At 62.6% G+C, this 23717-nt stretch carries 21 protein-coding genes; 9 read left to right on the top strand and 12 right to left on the bottom strand.

The annotated features are described in order from the left end of the window. The first annotated feature begins 22 nt into the window (after positions 1-22). From VGD45_RS04110 to VGD45_RS04100, 3 genes are read left to right on the top strand one after another with little or no spacing between them, the layout of a single operon-like run. On the top strand, positions 23-1210 hold the full coding sequence (locus VGD45_RS04110) for an efflux RND transporter periplasmic adaptor subunit (protein WP_331153996.1): 1188 nt from the start codon (positions 23-25) through the stop codon (positions 1208-1210). Continuing rightward, positions 1207-4380, top strand: coding sequence for a multidrug efflux RND transporter permease subunit (locus VGD45_RS04105; RefSeq protein ID WP_331153995.1), 3174 nt, complete (start codon positions 1207-1209; stop codon positions 4378-4380). Before VGD45_RS04110 ends, VGD45_RS04105 begins: the two co-directional genes overlap by 4 nt. Before the next feature lie 12 nt (positions 4381-4392). Further along, positions 4393-5889: an efflux transporter outer membrane subunit gene (locus tag VGD45_RS04100; RefSeq protein ID WP_331153994.1), complete on the top strand. Its 1497-nt coding sequence runs from the start codon at positions 4393-4395 to the stop codon at positions 5887-5889. Here the strand turns inward: VGD45_RS04100 and VGD45_RS04095 are convergent. Beyond that, positions 5886-8297, bottom strand: coding sequence for a putative bifunctional diguanylate cyclase/phosphodiesterase (locus VGD45_RS04095; RefSeq protein WP_331153993.1), 2412 nt, complete (start codon positions 8295-8297; stop codon positions 5886-5888). The genes VGD45_RS04100 and VGD45_RS04095 overlap by 4 nt on opposite strands. Before the next feature lie 201 nt (positions 8298-8498). On the opposite strand from VGD45_RS04095, the gene VGD45_RS04090 reads away from it, so the two are divergent. Beyond that, entirely contained in the window at positions 8499-10271 is a 1773-nt protein-coding gene (locus tag VGD45_RS04090) for a serine hydrolase domain-containing protein (RefSeq protein ID WP_331153992.1), read from the top strand. 116 nt (positions 10272-10387) lie between these two features. Next, on the top strand, positions 10388-10714 hold the full coding sequence (locus VGD45_RS04085) for a hypothetical protein (RefSeq protein ID WP_331153991.1): 327 nt from the start codon (positions 10388-10390) through the stop codon (positions 10712-10714). Between the two features lie 5 nt (positions 10715-10719). Here VGD45_RS04085 and VGD45_RS04080 read toward each other — a convergent pair whose 3' ends face one another. The 4 genes from VGD45_RS04080 to VGD45_RS04065 form a co-directional block, all read right to left on the bottom strand. Further along, a complete protein-coding gene (locus VGD45_RS04080) occupies positions 10720-11811 on the bottom strand; it encodes a serine hydrolase domain-containing protein (RefSeq protein ID WP_331153990.1) in 1092 nt (363 codons plus the stop codon). A gap of 47 nt (positions 11812-11858) precedes the next feature. Beyond that, complete coding sequence (locus VGD45_RS04075; RefSeq protein WP_331153989.1) at positions 11859-12890, bottom strand: LacI family DNA-binding transcriptional regulator; 1032 nt, start codon at positions 12888-12890, stop codon at positions 11859-11861. 32 nt (positions 12891-12922) lie between these two features. After that, the gene (locus tag VGD45_RS04070) at positions 12923-13834 is read right to left on the bottom strand and encodes an alpha/beta hydrolase (protein WP_331153988.1); all 912 of its coding nucleotides are present in this window, start codon (positions 13832-13834) and stop codon (positions 12923-12925) included. Positions 13835-13918: 84 nt separating this feature from the next. After that, entirely contained in the window at positions 13919-14284 is a 366-nt protein-coding gene (locus VGD45_RS04065; RefSeq protein WP_331153987.1) for a cupin domain-containing protein, read from the bottom strand. A gap of 163 nt (positions 14285-14447) precedes the next feature. On the opposite strand from VGD45_RS04065, the gene VGD45_RS04060 reads away from it, so the two are divergent. Together VGD45_RS04060 and VGD45_RS04055 are read left to right on the top strand one after the other, a co-directional pair. Beyond that, positions 14448-15176 carry a YceI family protein gene (locus tag VGD45_RS04060; protein ID WP_331153986.1) on the top strand — a complete coding sequence of 243 codons (729 nt, stop codon included), beginning with the start codon at positions 14448-14450 and terminating at the stop codon, positions 15174-15176. 97 nt (positions 15177-15273) lie between these two features. Further along, the gene (locus VGD45_RS04055; RefSeq protein ID WP_331153985.1) at positions 15274-16047 is read left to right on the top strand and encodes an outer membrane beta-barrel protein; all 774 of its coding nucleotides are present in this window, start codon (positions 15274-15276) and stop codon (positions 16045-16047) included. A gap of 1 nt (position 16048) precedes the next feature. Here VGD45_RS04055 and VGD45_RS04050 read toward each other — a convergent pair whose 3' ends face one another. The 6 genes from VGD45_RS04050 to VGD45_RS04025 all read right to left on the bottom strand — a co-directional run bounded on the left by VGD45_RS04050 (position 16049) and on the right by VGD45_RS04025 (position 20928). Then, complete coding sequence (locus VGD45_RS04050) at positions 16049-17182, bottom strand: dipeptidase (protein WP_331153984.1); 1134 nt, start codon at positions 17180-17182, stop codon at positions 16049-16051. Between the two features lie 30 nt (positions 17183-17212). Beyond that, on the bottom strand, positions 17213-17695 hold the full coding sequence (locus VGD45_RS04045) for a GNAT family N-acetyltransferase (protein ID WP_331153983.1): 483 nt from the start codon (positions 17693-17695) through the stop codon (positions 17213-17215). Between the two features lie 5 nt (positions 17696-17700). Further along, on the bottom strand, positions 17701-18219 hold the full coding sequence (locus tag VGD45_RS04040; RefSeq protein WP_331153982.1) for a GNAT family N-acetyltransferase: 519 nt from the start codon (positions 18217-18219) through the stop codon (positions 17701-17703). 3 nt (positions 18220-18222) lie between these two features. Beyond that, positions 18223-18984, bottom strand: a complete 762-nt coding sequence (locus VGD45_RS04035; protein WP_331153981.1) for an ABC transporter permease — start codon at positions 18982-18984, stop codon at positions 18223-18225. Continuing rightward, the gene (locus VGD45_RS04030) at positions 18981-19904 is read right to left on the bottom strand and encodes an ABC transporter ATP-binding protein (protein WP_331153980.1); all 924 of its coding nucleotides are present in this window, start codon (positions 19902-19904) and stop codon (positions 18981-18983) included. Before VGD45_RS04030 ends, VGD45_RS04035 begins: the two co-directional genes overlap by 4 nt. Positions 19905-20013: 109 nt before the next feature. After that, positions 20014-20928 carry a DMT family transporter gene (locus tag VGD45_RS04025; RefSeq protein WP_331153979.1) on the bottom strand — a complete coding sequence of 305 codons (915 nt, stop codon included), beginning with the start codon at positions 20926-20928 and terminating at the stop codon, positions 20014-20016. 109 nt (positions 20929-21037) lie between these two features. Between VGD45_RS04025 and rocF the strand changes: the two genes are divergently transcribed. Continuing rightward, positions 21038-21970 carry an arginase gene (gene rocF / locus VGD45_RS04020; RefSeq protein ID WP_349263211.1) on the top strand — a complete coding sequence of 311 codons (933 nt, stop codon included), beginning with the start codon at positions 21038-21040 and terminating at the stop codon, positions 21968-21970. A gap of 10 nt (positions 21971-21980) precedes the next feature. Then, positions 21981-23021 carry a cytochrome D1 domain-containing protein gene (locus VGD45_RS04015; protein WP_331153977.1) on the top strand — a complete coding sequence of 347 codons (1041 nt, stop codon included), beginning with the start codon at positions 21981-21983 and terminating at the stop codon, positions 23019-23021. Here VGD45_RS04015 and VGD45_RS04010 read toward each other — a convergent pair whose 3' ends face one another. After that, positions 23022-23702: an SOS response-associated peptidase gene (locus tag VGD45_RS04010; RefSeq protein ID WP_331153976.1), complete on the bottom strand. Its 681-nt coding sequence runs from the start codon at positions 23700-23702 to the stop codon at positions 23022-23024. Positions 23703-23717: the final 15 nt, after the last annotated feature.

Here is a 23717-nt window from a genome sequence, read left to right as displayed (position 1 = left end):
ATTCGTCGTCAGGTAGACGCATATGAACGTCATTCGCTCGTCTTTTGTGAGATCCCTGGTTGCCATCGCTGTCACATCGGTGTTGCTCGCCGGCTGTGGCGGCGGTCAGCAGCAGCAACACGCGCCGCCGCCGCCGGAAGTCACCGTGCAGACGGTGGAGCGCAATCCAGTGCCGCTGGATCTGACCTACACCGCGCGCACGGTTGGCTCACGTGAAGTGGAAGTGCGTGCCCGCGTCGGCGGCATCGTGCTGAAGCGTCGTTATGAAGAAGGCGGGCCGGTGAAGCAGGGCCAGCCGTTGTTTCTGATCGATCCGGAGCCGGTGCGTGCGCGCCTGGCGTCGGCGCGTGCCGAAGTTGCCGTCGCGAAGGCGCGTCTGGAAGAAGCCCGTCGTCAGCACGATCGCGTGTTGCCGTTGTTCGAGAAGAACGCGGTCAGCCAGAGCCGTCGTGACGAAGTGGTGTCGGCTTTCGAGGTGGCGCAAGCCACGCTCGCGGCCGCCGAGTCGGCGAAGCGCATGGCGGAGCTCGATCTCGAGTACACCGACGTCCGTGCGCCGATTTCCGGATTGTCCAGCCGCGAAGTCGTGTCCGAAGGCAGCCTCGTGTCCACCGAGCAGAGCTCCAGCCTGCTGACCAGGATCGTGCAGGTGGATCCTTTATATGTGGAGTTCTCGGTGCCCGAGGCCGAGGCGGCCATGATCCGCGGCTCGCTGGCGCCGGCGAACAAGGCGAGCGCGCCGACGGTGCGACTCGTGCTCGAGAGCGGCCAGGAATATCCCGAGACCGCGAAGATCACGTTCGTGGATAACGCCGTCGATGTGAACTCCGGCACCGTGCGCGTGCGCGCCGTGCTGAAGAACCCGGAGGCGCAGCTGATTCCGGGACAGTTCATTCGTGCGCGTGTCGACGGCGTGTTGTTGAGCAACGTCGTCGCCGTGCCGCGCAAGGCTGTCATGTCGAGCGCCCAGGGTCAGTTCATCTGGATCGTCAATGGCGAACAGAAAGTCGAGTTCCGTCCGGTGCAGATCGGCCGCTCGATGGGCAACAACATCATCGTCACCGAAGGCCTCGCGCCCGGCGATCGTTACATCGTCGAAGGCGTGCTGAAGGTGCAGCCCGGCATCCAGGTGAGCGCCGTGTCGGTGGACGCAGCATCCAAGCAAGCTGAGCAGCAGCCGGCCGCGCAGGCGAGCAAGGAGACTGCATGATTTCCAAGTTCTTTATCACGCGGCCGATCTTTGCCTGCGTCATCTCGGCGTTCATCGTGATCGCCGGGTTGGGCGGCATGATCTCGCTGCCCATCTCTGCCTATCCCGACATCATTCCGCCGTCGGTGACGGTGGCCGCCACCTATCCGGGCGCGACCGCCGAAACCATTGCCTCCACGGTGGCCGCGCCGCTGGAAAAGGAAATCAACGGCGTCGAAGGCATGCTGTACATGAGCTCGGTGAACTCGGGCAACGGCACGCTGATGATCACGGTCACGTTCAACATCGGCACCGATCCCGACATGAACGCGGTCAACGTCAACAACCGCATTCAGGCGGCGGTGCCGCGGTTGCCTGAAGAAGTGCGCCGGCAGGGCGTGGTGGTGCGCAAGGCGTCGACCACGTTCCTGCAGATCGTGTCGGTGCATTCGCCGGACAACAGCGTCGACATGCTCACCCTCAGCAGCTATGTCACGTTGAACGTCGTCGACGAGTTGCGCCGTATTCCCGGCATCGGCGACGTCATGATGTGGGGTCAGGATTATTCCATTCGCATCTGGATGCAGCCGGACAAGCTCGCGCAGCTCGGGCTGACGCCGTCCGATGTGGCAGCGGCCGTGCGCCAGCAGAACTCGCAGTACGCCGCGGGTCAGGTCGGCGTCGAGCCGGTCAGCGAACAGGTCGACTTCACCTATGCGGTGACGGCGCAAGGTCGTCTGCAGGAACCCGAAGAGTTCGAGCAGATCGTCGTGCACACCACCGAGGCCGGCGGCATCGTGCGCTTGAAGGACGTCGCTCGCGTCGAGCTCGGCGCGCAGATGTATAACAACCAGGCGACCATCGACGGCCAGCGCGCCGTGATGATGGCGCTGGTGCTGCAGCCAGGCGCGAACGCGCTCGAGACCGGCAACGCCGTGCAGGAGCGGCTGGCCGAGTTGTCGAAGGACTTCCCGAAGGGCATGGCTTATTCCATTCCGTACGACACCATCCAATACGTGAAGGTGTCGATCAAGGAAGTGGTCAAGACGCTGCTCGAAGCCATGGTGCTGGTGTTCTTCGTGGTGCTGCTGTTCCTGCAGAACTGGCGCGCCACCATTATTCCGATGCTGGCGGTGCCGGTGTCGCTGGTCGGCACGTTCGCGGCCATGCACTTGTTCGGCTTCTCCATCAACATGCTGACGTTGTTCGGCATGGTGCTGGCCATCGGCATCGTGGTCGACGACGCCATCGTGGTGCTCGAGAACGTCGAGCGCATCATGACCACCGAGAACCTGCCCGCCCCGCAGGCGACTGAAAAGGCGATGGAAGAGGTGACCCGGCCGGTCATCGCCATCGTGCTGGTGCTGACCGCGGTGTTCCTGCCGGTCGCGTTCCTCGGCGGGCTGGTCGGCGAAATGTATAAACAGTTCGCCGTGACCATCTCGGTGTCGGTGGTGATCTCGGGCTTCGTCGCCCTGACGCTGACGCCGGCGCTGTGCGCACTGCTGTTGAAGCACGATCACGTCGTGCAGAACCGATTCCTGCTCGGCTTCAACAACTGGTTCCAGCGCGTGACGCATCGTTATGAGAACGGCGTGCGCTTCGTCATGAAGCGCGCCGCCATGGCGGCGGGCATCTTCGTCGTCATGATCGTCGCGGTGGTTGGATTGTTCCGCGCGCTGCCGACCTCGCTTGCACCGTCCGAAGACCAGGGCTACGTGTTCGTCATCGGCTTCCTGCAGGATGCTGCATCGTTGGATCGCACGGTGAAGTCCATCGAGACCGTGGCGGGCGAAGTGCGCAACCACCCTGCCGTCGCGAACGCCGTGGCAGTGTCGGGCATGGATCCGCTGACGCAGGCGATGAAGACCAACAGCGGCATCATCTGGTTGCCGATGAAGCCTTGGGACGAGCGTAAGAGCGACGATCTGTCGCCGAGCGCGCTCGTTGGCGCGGTGTTCGGCGCCGGCGCCAAGATCAAGGACGGCTTCTTCTTCGCGGTGGAGCCGCCGCCCATCGAAGGTTTGTCGATGACCGGCGGTTTCGAGGCTTACATCCAGTCGCGCGGTAGCGGCTCGATCAAGGATCTCGAAGCCGTCACGCAGAAGCTGGTGGGCGAAGCAAACAAGCGTCCGGAGCTGGCAGGCACCCAGACCACGTTCAGCGCCAGCGTGCCCCAGATGCGCATCGATCTGGATCGCGAGAAAGCGATGACCCTGGGTGTGGACGTTGGCCAGGTCTTCGAAACATTGCAGAGCACGTTCGGTGCGCTGTACGTGAACGACTTCAACCGCAACGGCCGTGTGTATCAAGTGCAGTTGCAGTCGGAGCCGCGCTTCCGTGCTTATCCGGAAGATATTCGCAACGTGTATGTGCGTTCGAACAGGGGCGAGCTGGTGCCGCTCACCGCGCTGGCCAGCATCCGTGAAGTGACCGGCGCGGAAATCGTCGAGCGCTTCAACGCGTTTACCGCGGCGAAGGTCATGGGCGGCGCGGCGCCGGGTTACAGCTCGGGCGACGCTCTGAGAGCGATCGAAGAAGTGGCCGAGCAGACGTTGCCGCAAGGCTATGCGTTGGCCTTCACCGGCACGGCTTATCAAGAAAAGGTCAGCGGCGGCGCTTCGCAGGGCGTGTATCTGCTCGGCGTGCTGATGGTGTTTCTGATTCTCGCGGCGCAGTTCGAGCGCTGGACGTTGCCGGTGGCGGTGATTCTGGCCGTGCCGTTCGCCGCGTTCGGTGCGTTCCTGGCGGTGTACGCGCGCGGCCTCGCGAACGACATTTATTTCCAGATCGGCATGCTCACGCTGATCGGTCTGGCGGCGAAGAACGCCATTCTGATCGTCGAGTTCGCGCTGATGAAGTATCACGAAGGCATGGGGTTGATGGACGCGGCCATCGAAGGCGCGAAGCTGCGCTTCCGGCCCATCATCATGACTTCGCTGGCGCTGATCTTCGGCGTGCTGCCGCTGGCTATCAGCACGGGCGCGGGCGCCAACAGCCGTCATTCGCTCGGCACGAGCGTGATCGGCGGCATGCTGGCGGCGACGTTCATCGCGACGTTGTTCGTGCCGCTGTTCTTCAAATGGATCGCCGGCGCCAAGGGCGGCGAGGCTTATGACGACGAGCATGGCAAGGGCAAGCCGCACGGCGGCGTCGAGCCCAAGCCGGCCGCTCCCAGGGAATCGAATTAGGGAGTCGAATTGATGAGTGCTGAGCGAATGAACAAGCAAGTAATAAGAACCACGGCCCGGGTGACGTTGACGGCGGCGATTGCCGCCGTCCTCGGCGGCTGCTTTGTTACGAAAGTGGATCCGCAAAAGCCGGAAATGCCGTTGCCGGACGCGTTGCCGACGCTGACTTCACCGACGGCACAACCGGCGGCGGCTACGCCGCTGCCGAATCCGTGGTGGACGTTGTTTGGCGACGCCAGGCTGAACGAGCTCATCGTGGAGGCGTTGAAACACAATCCCGATGCGCAGATCGCCGCGGCCCGCGTGATGGAGGCGCGCTCGTTTCTGCGCATCACCAACGCGGATCGGCTGCCGACCGTGAATCTGGAAGGCGACGTCACGCGCTCCAAGCAAAGCGAAGCGTCGTTGGCGCAGCAGGGCTTCGGAGACATTCCCGGCTTCCAGACGCACCAGACTCTATACACGGTGCAGGGCACGGTCGCGTATGAGCTCGATCTGTGGGGCAAGTATCAGCGTGCGTCCGAGTCCGCGCGTGCGCAGTTGTTGGAGAGCGAGTATGGACGTGAAGCCACAAAGCTCAGCCTCACTGGTGAAGTGACCCGCGTTTATTTCTCGCTGATTGCGGCCGCCGAGCAGTTGGCGCGAGGGCGCGATACGTTGAAGTCACGCGAGGAAGCGCAGGACCTGGAAAAGCTGCGCTTCGATTCGGGTGAAAGCGACGAGTTCACGTTCAAGCGCGCCGAAGCGGATGCCGCGGCGACGCGCGTTTCCACGCGACAGCTCGAACTACAAGTGGTCCAGCTCACTAACGCGCTTGGCGTGCTGTTGGGTCGCTCGCCCAAGGCGCTGGTCGACGAGGCCATCACCGTGCAGGGCGTGAGCTTGCCGGCGCCGGTGCAATTGCCGGCCGCGTTGCCGTCGTCAGTGATGGAACAACGTCCGGATATCGGCGCGGCCGAAGCGGCGCTCAATGCGTCAGCGGCGGACATCGGCGTCGCGCGCGCTCAGCTGTTTCCTAGCATCAGCATCACGGGCGCGTTGGGCTCGGTGAGCCCGGAGTTGGACGATCTGTTCACGGGGCCGGCGAAAGCGTGGTCCGCGACTGGCGGCATTCTGCAACCCATCTTTCAGGGCGGCCGGCTGCGAGCGAATGTTTCTCGCGCCGAAGCTTTGAGAGAGCAGCGCAAGGCCGAATACGCGCGTACCGTGCAACAAGCCTTTCGCGAAGTGCTAGATACTTTGCAGGGACAGTCGCTCATCGCCGGCGTGCGCGAAGCGAACGACCAACAGGTGGCGGCGCTGTCGCGCGCCACGGAGTTGGCCGAGTTGCGTTACGCGCAGGGCGACATCGCTTATCTGGAGCTGCTGGACGTTCGTCGCGGGCTATATCAGGCCCAGATCGATCTGGTCGCGGCTCAGCGCGACGCGCTGCTGAACACGGTCGATCTCGCGCTGGCAGTGGGCGGTGGACTTGGCGATCAAGCTGAGCCATTGACAGCACGGCGCTAAATCTTGCGCAAGGATCCGGTGCGAAGCACCGTGATCTTGCTGGAAGTCTCTTCCGGGGACATGACGCGCTTGGGCGTCGTTCCCCAGGGAGAGTGGCGCAGCCATTCTTCTAATTCCTTGGCCGGGATCGGCCGGCTCATGAAATACCCCTGCGCCTGATCGCATCCGAACAGGCGCAGGGTTCGCAGATCCACCTCGTCCTCCACACCTTCGGCGACCACCTTCAATCCCAGGCTGTGGCCCAGATCGATGGTGGACCGCACGATGGTCGCCGTCGTCGCGTCGTTCATCTGCTTGATGAACGAGCGGTCGATCTTCAACTCCTGTACCGGCAGCCGGGCGATGTAGCTGAGCGAGGAATAACCCGTGCCGTAGTCGTCGATCGACAACTGCACGCCCAGATCGTGCAGGCGTTCCAGCACCCGCTGCGAATGAGCTGGATCTTCCATGAAACCGCTCTCGGTGATTTCCAGGCACAGCAGCCATGCCGGCGTGCCGTAACGGTCCAGCAGTTTCTCGATCAGATCCGGCAGCTCGCGGTTGAGCAGGTCACGCGCCGAGATGTTCACTGACACCCGTAGCGACAGGCCCTGGGCGCGCCACTGCTCGCATTGTTGAATGGCTTGTTCCAGCACCCAGCGAGTCAGCGTCTTGATGTAGCCGGTGTGCTCGGCGAACGGAATGAAATCCCCCGGCGGCACGAAGCCGCGTCGCGGATGTTCCCAACGCAACAGGGCCTCGACGCCCTCGATCATGGAAGACCCGAGCCCGATCTTTGGCTGGTAGTACACCCGCAGCTGCTTACCTTCCAACGCCTGACGGATCTCGCTGAGCAACGACAGATGCTGCTGTTGGTGAGTGTCGTAACTCGCGTCATAAACGGCGTGGCCGCTCTTGTTCCGTTTGGCCACATACATCGCGATGTCGGCGTTGCGCAGCAGCTTGCTGCTGTTCTCGCCGTGCTCGGGGAAGTGGGCGATGCCGATGCTGCTGCCGACGTCGAGCGGCTGATCCTCGTAGCGAATGGGCTGCTCCAGCGCATGCTGAATCTTTAGCGCCACCTTGGTCACATAGCGCTCGTCCACGTTCTCCAGCAGGATCGCGAACTCGTCGCCGCCGAGCCGCGCGATCGTATCCGCTTGGCGCAGCAGCCCGCTCAAGCGCAGCGCGACTTCGCGCAAGACGTGATCGCCCACGCCGTGACCGAGCGAATCGTTGACGTACTTGAAGCGGTCCAGATCCATGATCAGGACACTCAGCGTCCGGCCAGTGCGATTCGCGTTTTCGATGGCGTGCTCGAGTCGGTCGTGAAACAGCGCGCGATTGGGCAAGGAGGTGAGCGTGTCGCGGTAAGCGAGTCGCAGAATCTCTTTCTCGCGCTCCGCGATACCTTCGCGCATGTGGTTGAGACTGTGGGCGAGTGCGCCGATCTCATCGGAGCGCGACAGCTGCACGGGTTTCGAGTAGTCGCCGTCCTGAATGCGCGCAGCGGCTTTGGTGAGCTGAGTGATGGGTCGTGTGATGCTCAGGGCAATCGCCACCGCGCCGCCGATCGACAGAAGCGTGCTGATCACGCCGAGCGCGGCCAACGTTCGTTGCAGCTGATTGAACGCAGCCACCGCCGTGGCTACCGAACGCTGCAGCACTGCCACAACAGCACGGTCGCCATGCTCCTCGAATGTAATCACGCGCAGTTGTTGCTCGTCATCGTCCGAGCCGATGGAATGAACCAGCGCTGCACTGGGCAGAGCGGGCAGTTCGGCGGCCAGTGCAGTCGCGGATGTTCCCAAAGTCGATGCAAGCACTCGCCACTGAGCATCGCGTTCGTGTCGATCGAGGAAAGACACTTGCAGCGAGGTGAGTTGCTGCAGCTCCGAGACCACTTTGTCGTCGATCACGTAACCGACGGCAATCCAGGCCATGGGCGAGGGCGCCAGCACGGGCACGACCGCGAGCTGATAAGCGCGGCCGTTGACGATCTCGATGGACGAAGCGCCGCCTTCGTCCGCGGCTCGCTCGATCAATTGAGGGAATTCGAAGGCGCGGCCGCGTCGGTCGCCGGCGTCGGCGATCACGCGGTGATCCAGCGACACCAGCAAAGTCATGTCGGCCCTGATGCGTCGACCGTGATTGGTCAGTACGGAGGCGATGGTGTCTTGATCGTCGCTGGCGATGGCTTCACGCAGTGCGTAGTCCGCCGCCATTACGCGCGCGGTTTGCGTCAGTCGCTCGCGATTCTGTTCCAGCAAGCGCGCGAAGACGCGCTCGCCCACCGCCAGCTCCGCGTCGATTTTTTCTCGCGCGTTGATCGAGTTGGCGGAACTGACGACGGCATAGGCAACGACCTGAACTACCGCCAGGAGCGCGACGACGAAGACGATGATGCGAGTGCGTAAGCGTCGGATCATGAGGCTGCTGGCCCAACCGGCGACGGGTGTCGAACACGAAGGACGAGCCTACGCATTGCCGTTATCGACAAGTGTTAACCCCCTCACAGCTGGGGTCTCCCCGTAGTTCGATCGCATTGCTTCTGACCGGTCGCGACGCCGGCTTGGGCTTTTTCTGTTTGCGATTTGCGGCTGGTATCGCAAACATTACCAAGCGCAGCCATGTTCGTTGCAGAAAATACAATAGAAACATTCCGTGCGCGCGTAACAAAGCGTTTTTCGCGATCGGCACGCGAGCTGCATATCTTTCCCCGGTCGTTTTTCTTACGGGGGCTCGGACCTTTCCGAGACGGGAAGCGTTGTTTGCATCGCGCACCAACTACAGCGCGAGAACCATGCGAGGGGATACGAATGCGCGTCATGTCGCGAGAGCCAGCTAACTCTCGTTCAGAATTTTTTCGCCGCTGCCGCCTGGTAGCGATCAGCGTCGCGTCAGTGTTAGCCGTGGCCGCGTGCGGCGGCGGTGGTGGCGGCGGTGACGATGGTGGTGGAGGCGGCGGAGGTGGCGGAGGAGGCGGAGGAGGCGGAGGTGGAGGAGGTGGCGGCACTAATGCTCCTCCGACGGTGCAAGCCGGCACCGATCAAACAATCGAGTGGCCAGTCGCCACCGCTCAGTTGACGGGCTCGGCGACCGACGATTCAACCACCTCGACACTCACCTATACGTGGAGTGCGACCAGCGGCCCCAGCGGCGTCACCTTCGGTTCGGCGAATGCCGCGGCCACGAGTGTGACATTCCCATCCGCCGGCAGCTATGTACTGACGTTATCGGTAAGCGATGGCACCGCGAGCGGTACTGACACCGTCGCTGTCACTGTGAATCCAGCGGTGTATCCAGCTTCGGACGTCGCGGACGATACTCAAGATCATGGTTGGGCGCGAGTCAACGCGGCGGCGGATGTTGGCATGAGCCAGGCGCTGCTCGATCAAGCGGCGACATACGCGTCGACCAGCGGCACCGTCAATCCGGCCGACAATGCCGGCATGATCGTGCGTCGTGGCCGCATCGTGCGTTCGTGGGGCGACATCGATGCGCGCTACGACATGAAGTCGACCACCAAATCGATCGGCGGCATCGCGCTCGGGCTGGCGATCGATGGCGGCAATGTCGCGCTGAGCGATCTCGCGCAGAGCCGGTTGCCGAACGTCGGCAATCCCACGGCCAATCGGCCCGATTATCTGTCGCAGATTACGATCCTGCACCTGGCCACTCACACGGCGGGCTTCGCCAAGCCGGGTGGCTACGTCGATCAGCTTTATCAGCCCGGCACGACCTGGTTCTATTCGGATGCGGGCTTGAACTGGCTGGCCGAATTGCTCACGGCCCAACTCAGTCAGGACCTGTCTCCGCTGTTGGGAACGCGTGTGTGGAGCGCGATCGGCCTGAACTACTCCTCCGGTCCCGCGGGCGGTGGATCGCTGTCGGACCTGCACTGGCGCGACAACCAGCTGCGAGATCAGACGGGTAAACCGATACACAACCGCGAGCTCGCGTCCGGCATCTTCGCCAACGCCAATGCGATGGCGCGCGTGGGCCTGTTGTTCCTTCGCAAGGGCGTGTGGGCCAACGATCAACGCATCCTGTCGGAATCGTTCGTGGACACCGTGCGCACGCCGCCGGCAGCGAACGCTGCGCTAGCCAATCCGGATCCGACGAATTTCCCGATGGCCACCACCAACTATGGCGTGTTGTGGTGGACCAATGCGAACGGCCAGCTGCCGAACGTGCCGCGCGATGCGTATTGGGCCTGGGGCTTGGGCGATAGTCTGATCGTCGTGATCCCAAGTCTGGATATCGTGGCGGTGCGCGCAGGCACCCAAGCCGCTCCCGGTTCTTCGTTGGGCTCGCGTGTGTGGAACGATGACGACTGGAATGGCGACTACGCGGTGCTGGCGCCGTTCCTCGATCCGATCGTCCAGTCGGTCACTCCTTGAGTCGCGCAGGGTGAGACTCGATGGCGCGCGCCCGAGGATATCGGCGCGCGCCATTGACGTCCCGGCGCAAGGGTAAACCCCCGGCCTGACCCGATCCCTCTTGCAGGAGGACGGCGATGGCTGATGACGATGCTCTTTTCGCCACTGCCGAGCAGTGGGCGGCGATGACGTTCGCACCGGTCCTGATCGATCCAGACAAGTTCGGACCCTCTTGGGAGCAGGCGCGCGGCGCCGTCGCGCGGACTGCAATCTCCCTGCTGCGCTTCGATGACCGGGAGCTCACGCGTTTCTTCATGGAGCAGGCGGAGCCCCTGCACGAAGCCTTGGAGGTGCACGCCGGTCTGGAGCGGGAGATCGATTATCTGAAGACGCACGTCGAGGCATTGGAGATGACGGCGACTCGCATGCTATGCGTCGCGTCTCGCTGCGCGGCGCTGAAATAAAACATTCAGGCCGGCTGGCGGCGGCGATAGTGCACGGTGACCGCGAGCAGCAGCAGCGACATTCCCAATAATCCGCCGAAGGCCCATTGAAAGTCCCTGCGCAGTAACAGCGAAGGCTTGGGGGCCACATAGTCCTGGCCCGCCAGCACCGACTCGATCACGCCGCGAATCTCTCTGCCGGGCGTGGTCTCACCGTTAGACAGGATGACGATCGCACGCCGCTGTTTTGGATATAGCGTCAGCAGCGCGGAAAAGCCGTGGGTCCTCACAGCATGGTGTGGCAGCCAGTCGTCGTCACGACGTTCCAGTTGCCATCCCAGCGCCGCGGCCGTGCCTTCACGCTCGCCGTCGCGCTGATGTTCGATCATCGTTTCGTACGAGGCGGTTTCGAGCAGCGAAGGATCGCGACTCACGTGCAGCGCCGCCCAGCGAGTGATATCGGCGATGCTCGCCGAGAGCCCCGTGCTCGGCAGGGAAGCTTCGTCCCACGGATAGCGTGCCGCGCGACGTACGAAGACGCGGCCGACGTGAGGCCAGGCGACGTTGACGTTCACCAGAGGTATGCCGAACGTGCTCTCAACCATGCCTGCCGGTTTCAGCACGTGCGACTGCATGTACTGCAGATACTTTTGTCGGGAGGCGGCTTCGATGATTGCCCCGAGGGCATTGAAAGCAGCGTCCTCGCTCGTCAGCAACTGCATGACGGTCACGGGAGAGTCGGCGATCGAATCGCCGAGTCCCAGTTCGCCGCGTTCCGCCAGTTGCATGACCGCCGTGGCGGTCAGCGTTTTGGTGATGGATGCGACATGAAACAGCGTGTGTGCATTGACCGGCTCGTCGGTCATGGTGTCGCGCACCCCGAAGCCGCGGATGTACACGGCCTCGCCATTTTCAACGATGCCGATCGCCAGCCCCGGAATGCCGAAGTTCTGCAGGATGCTCTCCATCGAGAGATCCAGCGCATAGACTCGATCGGGCGTGAGCTGGGGCAGCGGATCGGCGAGCGGCGCGCCTTCCTGAGCGTGCGCGGACCAAATGCCGGATGTCGCGCCGAGCGCGAGCATCGTCAGCAATTTAGCGCCCTGGCGGCTCCGCATCGAATGCAATCCATGATTCCGTGGACGTTTGACCCAAAGCTGGGGCCTTATTTGACTCTCGCATTGGGCGCCACCGCCGTGGAATCCCGGCGCACCAGGGTATGCGCCAGCCGCGCCGGCTTGGGCGCATTGCCGGATAACAACATTTCCAGCAGCAGGTCGGCCGCGCGATAGGCCAATTGATAGGTCGGCTGGCAGATGGTCGTCAGCGGCGGCCATACAGTGCGTGCGATGGCTGCATCGTCGAAGCCTGCGACCGACAATTGCGAGGGAACGGCGACACCCATTTCGTGGGCCGCCATGAGCGCGCCGGCGGCCATGTCGTCGTTGCCCGCGAAAATCGCCGTCGGCCGTTTTGGTAACGCCAGTAACTGACGCGTCATTTCCAGGCCGGAATCGAACAGGAAATCGCCCTGGCGCACATACTCCGGCACATACGGAATCTTGTGATTCTTCAGGGCGGCTTTGTAACCGCGCAGCCGCTCGCCGCTGGCGAAGTGGCCGGGGCGGCCGATGATGAAACCGATGCTGCGATGGCCGAGGCCGATCAGGTACTCCGTCATTTCGCGGGCCGCCGCTTCGTCATCGATGTCCACGTAGGGCGAGCGATGTTTGATTTCGTTCGGAGCGATGCGCACGAACGGCAGCGCCTGGGCGTCGAGTGCGCGGATCAGTTCCGCGGATTCGCTCAACGGCGGGGCGACGATCAGGCCGTCCAGGTGGGTCTGGTTGGCGAAGGTCAGGATGTCCTGCATCACCTCTTCGGTGCGGCCGGCCACTTCATGCAACAACAGCAGGAACTTGGCTTCACGACAGCGCGCCAGGGCGCCGCGCTGGACCTCGATGGTGTAGTTGGCGCTGGGGTTGTCATAGACCAGCCCGACCAGATAGGAGCGGCGGCTGGCTAGGCTGCGGGCGGACAGGCTCGGGTGATAGTTCAGCCGTTTGACGGCGGCGAGCACCTGCGCGCGGGTTTCTTCGCGAACGTTGGGTTCGTTATTGAGAACCCGCGACACTGTTTTAATCGCGACGCCGGCGGCCTTGGCGACGTCGTTGATGCTTGTTCTGCGCCCGGACATGGGCGCGATGGTAGCCCAGTTCGTAGTCCAGTTCAGCGTCGGATGAGGGTGGCCTCCGCCTTTCGTTCGGTCAGCTTCGGGCGGGCCTGGCGCAGGTACAGGTCGAGGAAGTCGATACCGTTGTCCACGGGGCGGTCGACCATGAACGTGCTCAGATGCTCCAGGCCGCGCATCAGGTACAGCTCGGCGGGGATGCCGTTGGCGTTCAGCGCGTCGTACATGGCATGGGCGTTGTTGTCGCCCACGGTGATGTCGAAGGTGCCGTGATACAGGAACATTGGCGGATCGTCCTTGCTCACCAGCGCCAGCGGCGAGGCTTCGCGCCACAGTCCGGGGTTTTCATCGTAAGACACGCCAGTCAGGCCGTTGGTCAGCTCGCCGCTCTTGTAATAACGGATATCCACGGGGGTGCCGCCAGCCACGACGGCCTGCACGCGCGTGCCTTCCACGAACCACTTATCGTCCGGGCTGGTGACGCCGGCCAATGCCGCAAGGTGGGCGCCGGCCGAGTAACCCCAGGTGCCGATGCGGTTCTTCAGCACGTTCAAATCGGAAGCATGCGCGCGCAGCCAGAGCACTGCCTGCTGCACGTCCTGGAGCTGCGCGGGGAAATGCCACTGCGGGGCGAAGCGGTAAGACATGTTCAATACGACGTAACCGCGCTCGGCCACCCGCTGGGAAATCTCGTTCATGTCCTCCCGCGACCGGCCTTCCCAGCCGCCGCCATGGATCATGATCACCCCAGGAAACGGCCCGTTGCCCGCCGGTTTATACAAGTCCGCCTTGAGCTCCTGCGGCCAGCCCGCCGGGGTGTAGACGAAATCCCGGGTCACCGTCACATCCACCGGCCCCACCGACCCGATCCGCGCATTGCTCGGCCGCCCCTCGTGCGAGGCGCAGCCAGTCAACAACAGGGCAGAAGCCAGCAACGCATGCCTGATCATGAGACCCCACCTTTCCTGCTCTTTCGCGTGGCTCTTCGCGGCCCTGGCGGTTTTGGAGGCAGGCGGGCCCGTGGCGCCTGAATGCTAAATCCAGACGTCGTTCTGGGCGGTGTGGGCACCGCCGGCGTTGCCGGTGTTGACGACGCCTTTGGGTTCGACCAGCAGGACTTTGCATTCGGCGGGGGCGTAGGGCTGGTGCTCGACGCCTTTGGGGACGACGTAGAGCTCGCCGGCGCGGAGGGGGATTTCACGGTCGCGGAAGCGAAGGATCATTTCGCCTTCGATGACGATGAAGACTTCGTCGGTATCGGCGTGCTGGTGCCAGACGAATTCGCCGCGCAGACGGACCAGTTTGAACTGGTAGTCGTTCATTTCGGCGATCACCTTGGGGCTCCAGGGCTCGCTGAAGCGCGCGAATTTGTCTTGGAAATTGATGGCTGTGGGCTGCATGTGGCCGATCATCCGCCGGGTCGGGGGCGGTCGCCAAGCGGCAGTTGCCCGGCGGGGCGGCGGCACAGTCGATAATAAAAAAAAGCGCACCCCCGCTGTCGGCCAGGCGGTCGCTGGGGCGTCTTTCAAGCAACCATTGGGGCTTACAAGCGAGGGACGATCGATGAACAGATTGCTCGTATTGGGTTTGTTTGCGGCCTTGGCCGGGTGCGCGCCGAAGCAGGAAGCGGCGAAGGAGCCTGCCACGCAGGCGGCGGCGCCTGCACCGGTGCCCGCACCGGCGGAGGAGCCGGTGGATGTGCCGGCGGGGGCGTACACGATCGATCAGTCGCATACCAGCGTCCTGTTCCGCGTCGATCACCTGGGCTTTTCCAATTACACGGCGCGTTTCAAGAAGGCGACGGCGCAACTGCAGTTCGATCCGAACAACCTCGCGGCGTCCAGCGTCACGGTGGCCGTGGATGCGAAGTCGCTGGAGACGGACTATCCCGATGTGGCCAAAGTGGATTTCAACGCCGAGCTGCTGGGCGAGGGATGGTTGAACGCCGCGAAGTTTCCGGAAATCACATTCCGCTCCGTCAGCGTCGAGCCCACGGGCGCGCGCACGATGCGTATCAACGGTGAATTGACTCTGCGGGGTGTCACGAAGCCCATGGTGTTGGAAGCGAAGTTCAACGGCGGCTACGCGGGCCATCCCATGGACCCGAACGCGCGCATCGGTTTCTCCGCCACCGGCGTGCTCAATCGCTCTGACTTCGGCATCACTTACGGCATTCCCTCGCCCGGCTCGAAGTTCGGCGTGAGCGATGCGGTGAATGTGATCATCGAGACCGAGTTCTCCGGTCCGCCTTGGAACAAGCCCGCGGAAACGGAAGGCGGTCCAGCCCAGTAGATAAACAAAGTAAAATAACGACGCACATCGATCTGAACCTGACGTACGATTGCGCCACCTCGGCGGGTGCAATCGTACGATGTCAGGGAGCAAACAAATGGATCGAAGGTTCCGATGTGCGGCCGTGTCGGCGATGTTTGTTATTTCGCTGAGTTGTGAAATCAGTGAAGCCGCCGATCCAGGGTTCTATGTCGGCGCCGCCGCCGGTCGCAGCGAACAGCGATTGGATCAGGAGGCAGGCGTCGCGCCGCTTCCGATCTCCGTGCTGACGCCGCCGGACGGCGGTTTCAATCCGAGCCCGTTTCCGCCGGGCCCGGTGCCCTGTTGTGGCGGCCCTGTCTACGGCGCCGTCCCGCTGGAAGGTGACATTTCCGCCGACGAGGTCGACGTCGGCTGGAATTTCGCGCTGGGCTATCGCGTCAACGAATATTTCGCGGCGGAGTTGGCCTACGTCGATGCCGGCGAGGCCTCGCTCACCGAACGGTATTCAAGCCCCGCAACAGGTTCGTTTCCAGCCACCCAGCTCAACCTCAACTACCGCGTGCGTTCGCGCGGCCCGGCAGTCTCGTTGCTGGGCTCGCTGCCGCTCACTACGAGTTGGGAAGTGTTCGTCCGCGGCGGGGTGTTCTTTGCCTCACAGGAAGTCGAGTCGAGAACGTCCCTCGCTGTTGGCACGGCGTCGAACGCCCGGCAGATCGCACGCGATTACAGCGACGAGGTCGTCTCCGCCGGCGCGGGTGTGCAATGGGCGTTCCTGCCGCGCTGGACGGCGAGGCTCGAATACCAGCGCACCGACGACCTGAAGTCGAACGACATCATGGGCGAAAGTCGCCTGGATCAAGCCTCGCTCAGCGTGCTGTTCGGGCTGTAACTCAGCCCCGCCACACTTCGGAGAACACGCGCAGCAGATTGCGGCCGAGGATCTTCTCGATGCGTGTGGCGCTGTGGCCTCGGTCGGCGAGCATCTGTCCCAATGTTTCCAGCCGGCGCGGCGTGTTGAGGTCGTTGGCGAACAGATAACCGTCCTCGGTCTCGCCGGGCGCGGCGATGCCGGCTTCCTTGCGGCGACGAGTGGTGTCGGCGAAGGTGTCTTTATATTTCTGATCGAGCACCGCCGGCGAAATGGTGCCGTCGGTGCCGATGGAGACATGATCTTCGCCGGCGACATTGATCATGTGATCGAGATGTCGGATCACGTCCGCGGCGGTCGGCTGCTTGCCGCCGCTCAAATAGGGCATGAAGAACACACCCGACACGCCGCCTTTATCTGCGACGGCGCGCAGCTCTTCATCCGTGCGATGACGCGGATGCTCGATCACAGCCGCGCAGCCGGTATGGGTGAATGCGACGGGTTGTTTCGAAGCTTTGATTGCGTCCGCCGACGTCTGCCGGCCGCAGTGGCTCAGATCGACCAGAATGTTGAGCGAGTTGAGACGTTCGATGGCTTCGACACCGGTGCGGCTCAAGCCCGCATTGGCCGGCTCCATGCAGCCGTCGCCGAGCAGATTGCGACGATTGTAGGTTGGCTGCACCACGCGCAGCCCGAGTTGATGCAAATCTTCCAGCAGGTCGAGATCGCTCTCGAACGCGACGCCGTCCTGCACGCCGTAAATCAATCCCGTGCGTTTGGCTTTCTTGGCCGCTGCGATATCCGCCGCTTTGCGCACGCTGGCGAAGGTATCTGGGTGTCGCGCGATCTCGCGATCCATATCGAGCATGCTCCGGACCGCTTCTTTGAATGCTTCATCCTGAGTCATCGTGCCGACCGCGCCGACGGTCACGAGCACCGCCGCCAATCCGCTATCGCGCACATCCTTCAAGTGCGCATCGGTGAGCGGCTGGCCCGGCTCGGCCGTGATGCTTCCTGGCCCGCCCAGTCCGTCGATCACGATCGAGTCCCGATAGCCTTTCCAACTCGCGGCCTGCGCCCAGCGCATCGGCAGCGTCATCGCGGCGGCGCCGCTGGCGATCAACAAGGCACGGCGGGACAGAGTGGGCGCGGTCATTCACACAGCTCCAGTGTAACGGTCAGAATTTCACTCCGACGCGAGCTCGATGGCAAAGGTTGGAAGCAGCCGCCCGGGAATGCTCCCCGACTCTCGAGTCCCGGTGAGTACGCCGCCAGCGGCGACATAAAACGCGGTCGCGTTCGGATCGCCCTGGATGATCATCCGCCGAGCGCCGAGTCCAGTGGCCGCCAGCTTCGCATGTTCGATCAATTTCCTGCCCAGACCGCGGCCGATGAAGTGAGGCTCGACGAACAGCGAGTCGAGCTCGACCTCCGTCGCCGTCAGCAGCTTCAATGCATAGAAGCCCACCGGCGCGCCATCGACCTCCAGTACCGTGAAGCTCATGTCGGCCGACTCGATCTGTTCGACGCGATAACTCAGCTCATTCCGAACCGCGGCGAGGAACTCTGCGGAGTAGCCCCAATGGGCTTTGGATCTGAGCGCCAGATCGCTGAGCAGCCGCGCTTCATCCGGACGGGCGGGGCGCACGGTGTAAGCGAGCTCGGCCATGCCGATCAGCGCAGGCCGCGGCTCATGACAAAATCACGCTGCACTTCGTCGCCGAGCTTGAAGGTTTTGTCGGCGACGTGGTTGAAACTGCATTTCTGATAGAAAGCGATGGCGCGAGGATTGCCGTCCCACACGCCCAGCCACAACACACCAGCGCCCAACTCGGTAGCGCGCGCGACGAGGTCGTCCATGAGGCGGTAGGCGAGACCGGTGCCGTGAAGACTCGCGTCGACGTAGAAGCGAAGGATCTCGATACCGCGAGCATCTTCCATGGAAGGGCAAGGCGCGTCGAGAATCAACTGCGCGAAAGCGACGAGCTGGCCGTCTCGCTCGACGATCCAGCTTTCACGACGCGGGTCCTCGATCTCCGCCCGCTGAATGGGTTCGCCGAACGATTTCTCACAGTGCGCCTGCATGTTCTCAGGCGTGTTGAAGCGCGTGTAAGTATCGCGAAACGTTTTTTCCGCGAGCACGGCGAGCGTTTTCGCATCCTGCGCGGTGGCGCGACGAGTTCGGGTAAGCATGGGTTAGTTCTTCAGTCGATAGCCCGTTTTGAAAATCCACCAGATCACGATCAGGCACGCGGTCATGAACAGCAAGGTCATGAACAGACTCAAGCCCACGGCCACGTCGGACACGCCGTAGAAACTCCAGCGGAAGCCGCTGATCAGATACACCACCGGATTGAACAGCGCGACCTTCTGCCAGAACGGCGGCAGCATGCTGATGGAGTAGAAACTGCCGCCGAGGAACGCCAGCGGCGTGACCACCATGATGGGTACGATCTGCAGTTTCTCCCAGCCGCTCGCCCACACGCCGATGATGAAACCGAACAGACTGAAGGTGAGCGAGGTGAGCACCAGGAACGACACCATCCACAACGGATGCTCGATGCTGAAAGGCACGAACAGCCGCGCCGTCGCCAGAATCACCAGGCCGAGCATCATGGACTTGGTCGCCGCCGCGCCCACATAGCCGATGACGATTTCCATCGCCGAGATCGGCGCCGACAGCACTTCGTAGATCGTGCCCGAGTAGCGCGGCATATAAATGCCGAAGGACGCGTTGGAAATACTCTCGGTGAGCACCGACAGCATGATCAAGCCGGGCACGATGAACGCGCCATAGCTCACGCCTTCGATCTCCGCCATGCGCGAGCCGATAGCGGCTCCGAACACGACGAAATATAGCGAGGTGGAAATCACCGGCGACAGCAGGCTCTGCACCAGCGTGCGAAACCAGCGGGCCAGCTCGAAACGGTAAATGGCGCTGATACCGTACGTGTTCATCGTTTGTGCACCAGGCTGACGAAAATTTCTTCCAGCGAGCTTTCGCTGGTATGCAGGTCTTTGAAGTCGATGCCGAGCTCGTTCAGCTGTCGCAACAGGCTGGCGATGCCGGTGGCGTCGGCCTGCGTATCGAAGGTGTAGATGAGCTCCGTGCCGTCCGCCGACAGCTCCAGCTGCCGGTTCGCGAGCTGCGACGGCACCTGATGCAGCGGCGTCTGCAAATGCAGCGTCAATTGTTTGCGGCCGAGCTTGCGCATCAGCACGCTCTTGTCTTCGACCAGGATGATCTCGCCTTTGCTGATGACGCCGATGCGGTCGGCCATCTCTTCGGCCTCTTCGATGTAGTGCGTGGTGAGAATGATGGTGACGCCGCTGGCGCGCAGGGCCCGCACCATCTCCCACATGTCACGTCGCAGCTCGACGTCGACGCCGGCGGTGGGCTCGTCCAGAAACAGAATCTGAGGCTCGTGCGATAGCGCCTTCGCGATCATCACGCGACGTTTCATGCCGCCCGACAAGGCGAGAATGGTGCTGTCCTTCTTGTCCCACAGCGACAGATCCTTCAGCACCTTTTCCAGATAAGCGGGATTGGGTGGTTTGCCGAACAGCCCGCGACTGAAATTCACCGTGGCCCAGACGCTTTCGAACGCATCGCTGGTGAGCTCTTGCGGCACCAGACCGATCTTGGAGCGCGCGGCCCGGAAGTCTTTGCGGATGTCGTGGCCATCGGCGGTGACGGTGCCGGAGGTGGCGTTGACGATGCCGCAGATGATGCTGATCAGCGTGGTCTTGCCGGCCCCGTTCGGCCCGAGCAGTGCAAAGATTTCACCGCGGCGGATCTCGAGGTCCACGCCCTTCAGGGCCTGGAACCCCGACGCGTAGGTCTTGACCAGGTTGTTGACCGAGATGATGGACTGCACGCAGGCTCCGATGCATTCGAGGCGAAGCGCGCATTATAGAGAGTTCGGCCCCGCCGCCGATGCACGGCGCAATTTCCGCTCTGTCACGAATGCCAAAAAAATAGAGGGGTCAGCGAGTGGGCTTTCCATGCCCCCGGGCCAGCAGCCCGACACCCGTCACGACCAGTGCGGTTCCGGCGGCGATCCAGGCATTGAACGGCTCATGCAGGATCAGCACGCTCAGCGCCACCGTCGACATGGGCCCGATCATGCCGATCTGCGCCGTGAGACCCGCGCCGATGCGCTCCAGCGCCATCATGGTGATCAACACCGGCACGAAGGTGCAAAGAACCGCATTGAGCACCGACAGCCACACCACCGGCGCCGCCACGAACATGGCCGAGGCCGGCTTCAGAATAAAGAACTGCGCGATACACAGCACGCAGGCGATGCTGGTCGCGATTCCCGTGACGCGTAATGCGCCGAGGCGTCGCACCGCCTCGCCGCTGTATACCAAATAAATGGCGTAGCTGACGGCGCTGCCAAACACCAGCAGCGCGCCGAGCGCGATGTCCGGGCCGGTTTGCACGTCGTGGCCGAACACGAGCAGCACACCCATATAACTGACGCTCAGCGCCAGCCATTGCCGGCGCGTAACCGTCGTCTTGAACAGCAGCTTGCCCGCCAGCAACACGATGGTGGGATTCAGATAAAGAATCAGCCGTTCCAGATTGGCGCTGATGTACTGCAAGCCCGCGAAATCTAAAAAGCTCGCCAGGTAATAGCCACAAAACCCGAGACCGGTCAGTGTGCGCCAGTCCCGTGCGGTCAACGCCGGCTTGCCCCGCCCCGCCCACCATGCCAGCGTCAGAAACAGCGGCATCGCGAACAACATGCGGTACATGATCGTTGTCACTGCATCGACGTTGTAGCGATAAGCCAGCTTGACGATGATGGCTTTGCAGGAAAACGCGATGGCGCCGGCGGCCGCCAGCATCATGCCAGTCAGTAATTCACGCCGCGGAACTGCGGCAGAAGCGTTCATGGGCTGGAGTACAATCGGATGGCGCGGCCGGGGGTGACGAGCTGCGGATTCTAACGAGAGGACCAGGATCATGAGCACGCATTTCGCGGCGGCTGATTCGTCGTTGACGATGGCTCAGACCAAAAGAACGGTTGCGTTGATCGGTGCGCCGACCGACACCGGCGCGAGCGATCGCGGCTCATCGATGGGGCCGGAAGCGTTGCGCGTGGCGGGTCTGCGAGAAGCGCTGGTGGGCCGCGGCCTCCAGGTCATCGATCGCGGCAATCTCAATGGCCCAGGCAATCCCTGGCAGCAACCCGTCGACGGTTATCGGCATCTGGCCGAAGTCACCGAATGGAACCGGCTGGTCCACGATGCAATGTATGCAATGCTGAAGGACGGCCACTTGCCGATCCTGCTGGGCGGCGATCACTGTCTCGGCATCGGTTCGATCAGCGCCGTCGCACGCTACTGTCGCGAGCATGACAAGAAACTGCGCGTGTTCTGGCTCGACGCGCACGCCGACTTCAACACTCGCGAGCTTTCACCGAGCGGTAATATTCATGGCATGCCCGTGGCTTGCTTGTGCGGCTTCGGCCCGCCGCAACTGACCGAGCTGAGTGGCCAGAAGCCCGCGATCGATCCCTCGTGGATTCGGCAGATCGGCATTCGCAGCGTCGATCCGCCGGAGAAACGTTTCGTGCACGAGCAAGGCCTGGAAGTATTCGACATGCGTTACATCGACGAAGTCGGCATGCGCCAGACCATGGAACAGGCGCTGCTCGATCTGGATGACGACACGCATTTGCACGTGAGCTTCGACGTCGACTTCCTCGATCCGGAGATCGCGCCGGGCGTGGCCACGACCATTCCTGGCGGTCCGTCGTATCGCGAAGCGCAGCTGTGCATGGAAATGATCGCGGACACCGGCCGCTTGAGCTCGCTGGACGTGATGGAATTGAATCCGGCGCTGGACGTGCGCAACAAGACCGCGCTGCTGGCGGTGGATCTGATCGAATCGCTGTTCGGCAAGAGCACGCTGATGCGCCGTGCCGCCCCCTGATGGAGACAATATGAAACACCTGGTCTGGACGTCGTTCTTATCCTGCGTCGCTGGTGTCGCTGCGGCTGCGCCGACGGGCACGCTGCTCGTGCTCAACAAATCCGACGACACCGTGTCGTTCATCGATCTGGCGACGAACGAGGTCAAGGCCACGCTGCCCACGGGCGACGGCCCGCACGAAGTCGCAGTGTCGGCCGACGGCAAGACGGCAGTGATCGCCAATTACGGCGACTCCGCGAATCCAGGCAAAACGCTGACCGTCGTCGATGTGCCAGGTAAGAAAGCGCTGCGAACCATCGACCTAGGCGATTACCGCCGGCCGCATGGCATCGTGTGGCTGCAAGGCGATGAAGTGGCAGTCACAGTCGAAGCCAGCAAAGCGTTGCTCGTCGTCGGCGTGAACGAAGGCAAGGTGAAACATGCGATTCCCACCGATCAGGTGGGCTCGCACATGGTGGCCGTGAGTCCGAAACATCGTCGTGCGTTCACCGCCAACATCGGCTCGGGCTCGACCACAGCGATCGATCTTTCCACTCACAAGCGCATCGCCGATATCGTCACCGGTCGCGGCGCCGAGGGCATCGCGGTCGCGCCGGACGGCAGTGAAGTATGGGTGACCAATCGCGACGCCAACACGGTGTCGATCGTCGATCCAGCTACGTTGAAGATCACGGCGACGTTGCAGCCCGGCGAGGTTCCCATTCGAGTGAAGTTCACGGGGGACGGCACGCGCGCGCTCATTTCCAATGCGAAGTCGGGAGATGTCGCGGTCTTCGATACCGTGACCAAGAAAAAGATCACGAGCATTCCCATGCAAAAGGAAGGCGAGCAGCTGCCGCGCAACGACTCGCGCCCCATGGTGTCGCAGTTTGGCAGTGGGCCCGTGCCCGTCGGCATTCTGATGCCGGAGTCGCTGTCGCTCGCGTTCGTCGCGAACACCAATGCGGACACGATCACGGTGATCGATCTGAGCTCGCTCAAGATCGTGAATCGTTTGAAAGCGGGCCGCGAGCCGGATGGGCTCGGCTATACGCCGCTGGCGGTTTATTGATCAGCCGAACAGCACCGGCCGGATCAACTGCTCGTCGTTGTATTTTAGCGAGTTGATCCGCGGGCTCACGGCGTGCGCCACCATTCTTTCTTGCGGATAAGTTCGTAGTAGCGATCGCGCGCGAGCAGTGGAGCCACGCAACCACTGCTCGTATTCGTCACGATGCAGAATGGCCGGCATTTGCCGGGACGTATTGTGAACGTCGGCCAGCAGATCGTTCGGTTTCACCGTGAGCAGCGCGCAGCCTTCGATCACGTCATCTTCGTCCTTGTTCACGGTCCGATCCCAGATCGCGGCCACGCCGAATACTGAACGATTCACCAGTCGCGCGAAGTAAGGCTGCAGATATTGCTGCGTGGTGAGTTGCCACCCGTAGAAGCCAGAGAGCGGCACGATGCATCGCTGGCCGCGCCACCACGCGCCGCTGAACGCCTTGTTGCGATCGAGCTCGTCGCTCGGCGCGTTGGTCGTGCATGCCTTGACCGGATCGCCTTCGGCCCAGTCGGGAATCAAACCCCAACGCATCATCACGCCTTCTGCTTCGCCCTCGTGCAGCCGCACGATCGGTACGTTGTTGCGGGTGGAAACATTGAAGCTGGGCTCGAAACGCCACCACGCACGCAGCTGCGGAAACTCACGTTCCACGGCGGCTTGATTGGCGATGACGAATCGTTCACACATGGTCCATCGAGAATA

It is taken from the genome of Steroidobacter sp. (assembly GCF_036402275.1).
GTDB lineage: Bacteria > Pseudomonadota > Gammaproteobacteria > Steroidobacterales > Steroidobacteraceae > Steroidobacter.
This window is presented reverse-complemented; position numbering and strand designations above follow the sequence as displayed.

Coding starts and splice junctions, on each gene's coding strand:
- VGD45_RS04110 (WP_331153996.1), top strand. CDS start 23: ATGAACGTCATTCGCTCGTCTTTTGTGAGATCCCTGGTTGCCATCGCT.
- VGD45_RS04105 (WP_331153995.1), top strand. CDS start 1,207: ATGATTTCCAAGTTCTTTATCACGCGGCCGATCTTTGCCTGCGTCATC.
- VGD45_RS04100 (WP_331153994.1), top strand. CDS start 4,393: ATGAGTGCTGAGCGAATGAACAAGCAAGTAATAAGAACCACGGCCCGG.
- VGD45_RS04095 (WP_331153993.1), bottom strand. CDS start 8,297: ATGATCCGACGCTTACGCACTCGCATCATCGTCTTCGTCGTCGCGCTC.
- VGD45_RS04090 (WP_331153992.1), top strand. CDS start 8,499: ATGTTCGTTGCAGAAAATACAATAGAAACATTCCGTGCGCGCGTAACA.
- VGD45_RS04085 (WP_331153991.1), top strand. CDS start 10,388: ATGGCTGATGACGATGCTCTTTTCGCCACTGCCGAGCAGTGGGCGGCG.
- VGD45_RS04080 (WP_331153990.1), bottom strand. CDS start 11,811: ATGCGGAGCCGCCAGGGCGCTAAATTGCTGACGATGCTCGCGCTCGGC.
- VGD45_RS04075 (WP_331153989.1), bottom strand. CDS start 12,890: ATGTCCGGGCGCAGAACAAGCATCAACGACGTCGCCAAGGCCGCCGGC.
- VGD45_RS04070 (WP_331153988.1), bottom strand. CDS start 13,834: ATGATCAGGCATGCGTTGCTGGCTTCTGCCCTGTTGTTGACTGGCTGC.
- VGD45_RS04065 (WP_331153987.1), bottom strand. CDS start 14,284: ATGCAGCCCACAGCCATCAATTTCCAAGACAAATTCGCGCGCTTCAGC.
- VGD45_RS04060 (WP_331153986.1), top strand. CDS start 14,448: ATGAACAGATTGCTCGTATTGGGTTTGTTTGCGGCCTTGGCCGGGTGC.
- VGD45_RS04055 (WP_331153985.1), top strand. CDS start 15,274: ATGGATCGAAGGTTCCGATGTGCGGCCGTGTCGGCGATGTTTGTTATT.
- VGD45_RS04050 (WP_331153984.1), bottom strand. CDS start 17,182: ATGACCGCGCCCACTCTGTCCCGCCGTGCCTTGTTGATCGCCAGCGGC.
- VGD45_RS04045 (WP_331153983.1), bottom strand. CDS start 17,695: ATGGCCGAGCTCGCTTACACCGTGCGCCCCGCCCGTCCGGATGAAGCG.
- VGD45_RS04040 (WP_331153982.1), bottom strand. CDS start 18,219: ATGCTTACCCGAACTCGTCGCGCCACCGCGCAGGATGCGAAAACGCTC.
- VGD45_RS04035 (WP_331153981.1), bottom strand. CDS start 18,984: ATGAACACGTACGGTATCAGCGCCATTTACCGTTTCGAGCTGGCCCGC.
- VGD45_RS04025 (WP_331153979.1), bottom strand. CDS start 20,928: ATGAACGCTTCTGCCGCAGTTCCGCGGCGTGAATTACTGACTGGCATG.
- rocF (WP_349263211.1), top strand. CDS start 21,038: ATGGCTCAGACCAAAAGAACGGTTGCGTTGATCGGTGCGCCGACCGAC.
- VGD45_RS04015 (WP_331153977.1), top strand. CDS start 21,981: ATGAAACACCTGGTCTGGACGTCGTTCTTATCCTGCGTCGCTGGTGTC.
- VGD45_RS04010 (WP_331153976.1), bottom strand. CDS start 23,702: ATGTGTGAACGATTCGTCATCGCCAATCAAGCCGCCGTGGAACGTGAG.